We start from the raw sequence: 4065 nt of genomic DNA on the forward strand, positions 1-4065 counted from the left end.
GTCGGGTGGGGGGTAGATTCGGGGGGTTGTTGGGGGCGTGGTTATGCAGCAGCGCCTCGTCCGGGAGGGGGGCGGTACCTCTCTGCCCCCCCTCCACCCCCCCCCCCCCCCCCCCCCCCCGCTACGGCAACCGGGGTCGCTCTGTCGTGGAACGCCGTCAGGACAGGCCGAGCTCGCCTTCGAACGCGCCGGCCTCCAGCCGCTCCTTGACCGCGCTGAGGAACCGGGCGGCGTCCGCGCCGTCGACCAGCCGGTGGTCGTAGGACAGCGCCAGGAAGACCATCGACCGGGGTGCGATGATCTCGCCGAGCTCCGGGTCGTCGACCACCGCGGCGCGTTTCACCACCGCTCCGGTGCCGAGGATGGCGGCCTGCGGCAACGGCACGATCGGGGTGTCGAACAGCGCCCCACGGCTGCCGGTGTTGGTCAGCGTGAAGGTGGCACCGGACAACTCGTCGGGCCCGATCTTGTTGGTCCGGGTCCGCTCCGCCACGTCGGCGATCCGCCGCGCCAGCCCACCGAGGTTGAGATCGCCAGCGTCGCGGATCACCGGCACCAGCAGACCCCGCTCGGTGTCCACCGCTACGCCGAGGTGCTCCCCGTCGGGGTAGGTGATCGTGCCGGCCTGCATGTCGATGGAGGCGTTGACCACCGGGTAGGTGCGCAGTGCCTCCACCGCCGCCAGCGCGAAGAACGGCAGGAACGACAGTTTGACGCCGTGCTTGGCCTGGAAGTCGCCCTTGACCCGGGCCCGCAACCGGGCGATCTTGGTCACGTCGACCTCGACGACCGTGGTCAGTTGGGCCGAGCTCTGCAGGGACTCGTGCATCCGCTTGGCGATGACCGTCCGGGTCCGGCTCATCTTCTCGGTCCGGCCCCGCAGCGGGCTGGGTTGCGCCTTGGCCGCCGTCGGTGCCGTAGCCGGTGCCGCCGGCTTGGCCTGTTCGGCCTTGGCCCGCTCGGCTGCGGCCCGCGCCTGTTCGGCCGCGGTCAGCACGTCCTGTTTGCGGATCCGCCCGCCGACCCCGGTGCCGCGCACCGAGGCCAGGTCGACCCCCTGCTCGGCGGCGAGCTTGCGGACCAGCGGGGTGACGTAACCGCCGGCACCGTTGGCGCTGGCCGGTGGGGCCGCTGGAGCGGTCTGCTGTGCCGGCGGTGCCGGCGGTGCGGCCTGCGCTGGCGAGGCGGACTCGGTGGCCGGGGCCGGGCTGGCGTACGAGGCACCCGGCTGGGCCGGCGCGGGAGCGGCCGGCTCCGATTGTGCCGCCGGCTGCGGCTGGGCGGGGTCGGCCTGCGGCGCGGTGGCCGGCTCCGGTGCGGCGGCCGGCTCCGGTGCCGCCGGAGCCGAGGCCCCGCCGGGGCTGCCGACCAGTGCCAGTTCGGCACCGACGTCGGCGGTGTCGTCCTCCGGCACCTTGATCTCCAGCAGCGTCCCCGCGACCGGCGACGGGATCTCAGTGTCGACCTTGTCGGTGGAGACCTCCAGCAGCGGTTCGTCGACCTCCACGGCGTCACCGACCTGCTTGAGCCAGCGGGTTACGGTGCCCTCGGTGACGCTTTCGCCGAGAGCCGGCATCCGGACCGCAGTGGCGTCGCCACCAGACGTCGGCGGCGGGCCGTCCGCCGGCTGGGCCGGCTCCGGCGCTGCGGCCGGCTCCGGCTCCGCAGGCTGTTCCTGCGGCGCGCTCGCAGCGGGGGCGGTCCGCCCACCGTCGTCCTGCTGCCCGTCGTCCTCCTGACCACCGGAGATGACCGCGAGTTCGCTGCCCACCTCGGCGGTCTCGTCCTCGCTCACCACGATCCGGGTGAGCACCCCGGCCGCAGGCGACGGGATCTCGGTGTCGACCTTGTCGGTGGAGACCTCCAGCAGCGGTTCGTCGACCTCGACCCGGTCGCCTTCCTGCTTCAACCAGCGGGTGACGGTGCCCTCGGTGACGCTCTCGCCGAGCCGGGGCATGGTGACCGATACCGGCATATCTACAAGACTCCTCTAGTCAGGCGTGTGCGTGCAGCGGCTTGCCGGCCAGGGCCAGGTGGGCCTCGCCCAGCGCCTCGCCCTGGGTCGGGTGGGCGTGTACGAGTGGTGCGACGTCGGCCGGGTCGGCCTCCCAGTTGTAGATCAACTGTGCCTCGCCGATCAGCTCGCCGACCCGGGCACCGACCAGGTGCAGTCCCACGACCGGGCCGTCGACGACCCGGACGAGCTTGACGAAGCCGGTGGTCTTGAGGATCTGGCTCTTGCCGTTGCCGCCGAGGTTGTAGTTGTAGGTCTTGACCTTGTCGGCCCCGTACTGCTCCTTGGCCTTCGCCTCTGTTCACCCCACCCAGGCGAGCTCCGGGTCCGAGTAGGTGACCCGGGGGATACCGCTCTCGTCGACCACCGCCGGGCTGCGGCCGGCGATCTCCTCGGCGACGAAGATGCCCTGCTGGAAACCGCGGTGGGCCAGCTGCAGGCCGGGTACGATGTCGCCCACGGCGTAGACGTTCGGCAGATTGGTCCGCAGCCGCTCGTCGGTCAGCACGAAGCCACGGTCCATCTTCAGACCCTGCTCCTCGTATCCGAGGTCGGCGGTGACCGGCCCACGCCCGACGGCGACCAGCAGCAGCTCGGCCTCCAGGGTCTCACCGCCGGCGATCGTCATCCGGACGCCGGACTCGGTGCGTTCGACCTTCTCGAACGGCTTGCCGGTCTTGAACCCGATGCCGCGCTTGCGGAATGCCCGCTCCAGTGCCTTGGACGACTCCTCGTCCTCGGCGGCGACCAGCCGGGGCAGCGCCTCGACGATGGTCACGTCGACGCCGAAGGAGCGCCAGACGCTGGCGAACTCGACACCGATCACCCCGCCGCCGAGCACGATCGCCGACGACGGCACCCGGTCCAGCTCCAGCGCGTGCTCGCTGGTCAGAATCCGCTCGCCGTCGACCTCGATGCCGGGCAGGCTCCGCGAGTAGGACCCGGTGGCCAGGATCACGTTGCGGCCGGTGTACCGGGCTCCGTCGACCTCGACGGTGTCCGGGCCGACCAGCCGGCCGGTGCCCGCCACGTAGGTGATCTTCGAAGACTTGATCATGCCCTGCAGGCCCTTGTACAGCCGGCCGACCACGCCGTCCTTGTAACTGTTCACCCCGGCCATGTCGATGCCGACCAGGTCCGCCTTGACACCGAACTGCTCGGACTCGCGTGCGTTGTCGGCCACTTCGGCGGCGTGCAGCAGCGCCTTGGTGGGGATGCAGCCACGGTGCAGGCAGGTGCCACCGACCTTGTCCTTCTCGATCAGGGCTACCGACAGATCGAGTTGTACGGCGCGCAGGGCAGCCGCGTAGCCTCCACTACCGCCGCCGAGGATGACCAGGTCGAAGGTCCCGCCGTTCGGCTCACTCACAGTTCACTCCCAGGTCACGTCGCTGCACAGGAGGGCCGTCCCCTGCGTCGTCCCATGGAACGGGCAGACTTTCCCCGGTCATCTTGTCACTTGTAGTGTCTGAACGCTCAACGAGGTGCCCAAGGACACGTGGTCGCAACGTAGGCTTGCCCTGTCCGTCTATGCGCGCGGGCGTCGGACAGCCGGGCCCGGCCCGACCGCACCAGGCCGCCCGGCCGGCACCCGCGCGGTCTTTGTCAGCTGGGGGAGGGGAACGCCGGTGGCGTGGTTTCGTCGGCGCAAGCAGTCGAGCGGGGCACCGGGAGGACGGCCGGCGAACCGGGCTGATCTCGACCATCTCGAGGAGTTCGTCCGCAGCCGCCGCGGGGTCGAGGCGTTCATCGAGCCTCGGACCACGGTTACCGAGACGACGGTGATGCTCATCGCGTACGACGGTGAGTGGACCCGTCGGCGGGTCGACGGTCCGGAAACCGCCCGTCGCTTCGCGCACAAGATGGCCATCCCGATCTACGACGTGGCGCTGGTCGGCTACCCGCAGCGGATGCGGGACTTCAACGAACGGCGCAAGCGGGCCGACCGGGCCGACCGGGGCCTGTCTCTTCTCCACATCTCCGAGCCCCCAAGACACAGCCGGTTGTTTGGGGGGGGGGGGGTTTGTTTTGGGGGGGGGGGGGGGGGGGGG

General features: G+C 71.0%; 1 protein-coding gene and 2 pseudogenes. 1 reads left to right on the plus strand and 2 read right to left on the minus strand.

All coding sequences use genetic code 11. The annotated features are described in order from the left end of the window. Positions 1-157 precede the first annotated feature (157 nt). Both sucB and lpdA read right to left on the minus strand, forming a co-directional pair. Complete coding sequence (gene sucB / locus ACXAHD_RS31570) at positions 158-1975, minus strand: 2-oxoglutarate dehydrogenase, E2 component, dihydrolipoamide succinyltransferase (protein WP_281550773.1); 1818 nt, start codon at positions 1973-1975, stop codon at positions 158-160. 19 nt (positions 1976-1994) lie between these two features. Continuing rightward, positions 1995-3383, minus strand: a pseudogene (gene lpdA, locus ACXAHD_RS31575) (dihydrolipoyl dehydrogenase). A 259-nt stretch (positions 3384-3642) separates the two neighbouring features. On the opposite strand from lpdA, the pseudogene ACXAHD_RS31580 reads away from it, so the two are divergent. Beyond that, a pseudogene (locus ACXAHD_RS31580) lies at positions 3643-3954 on the plus strand (hypothetical protein); the annotation flags it as partial. Positions 3955-4065 lie beyond the last annotated feature (111 nt).

The sequence above is a fragment of the Micromonospora sp. ABR4_055 genome (assembly GCF_056160425.1).

Bases quoted from the DNA above. Each gene is read 5' to 3' on its own strand.
- sucB (WP_281550773.1), bottom strand. From the start codon at position 1,975: ATGCCGGTATCGGTCACCATGCCCCGGCTCGGCGAGAGCGTCACCGAG.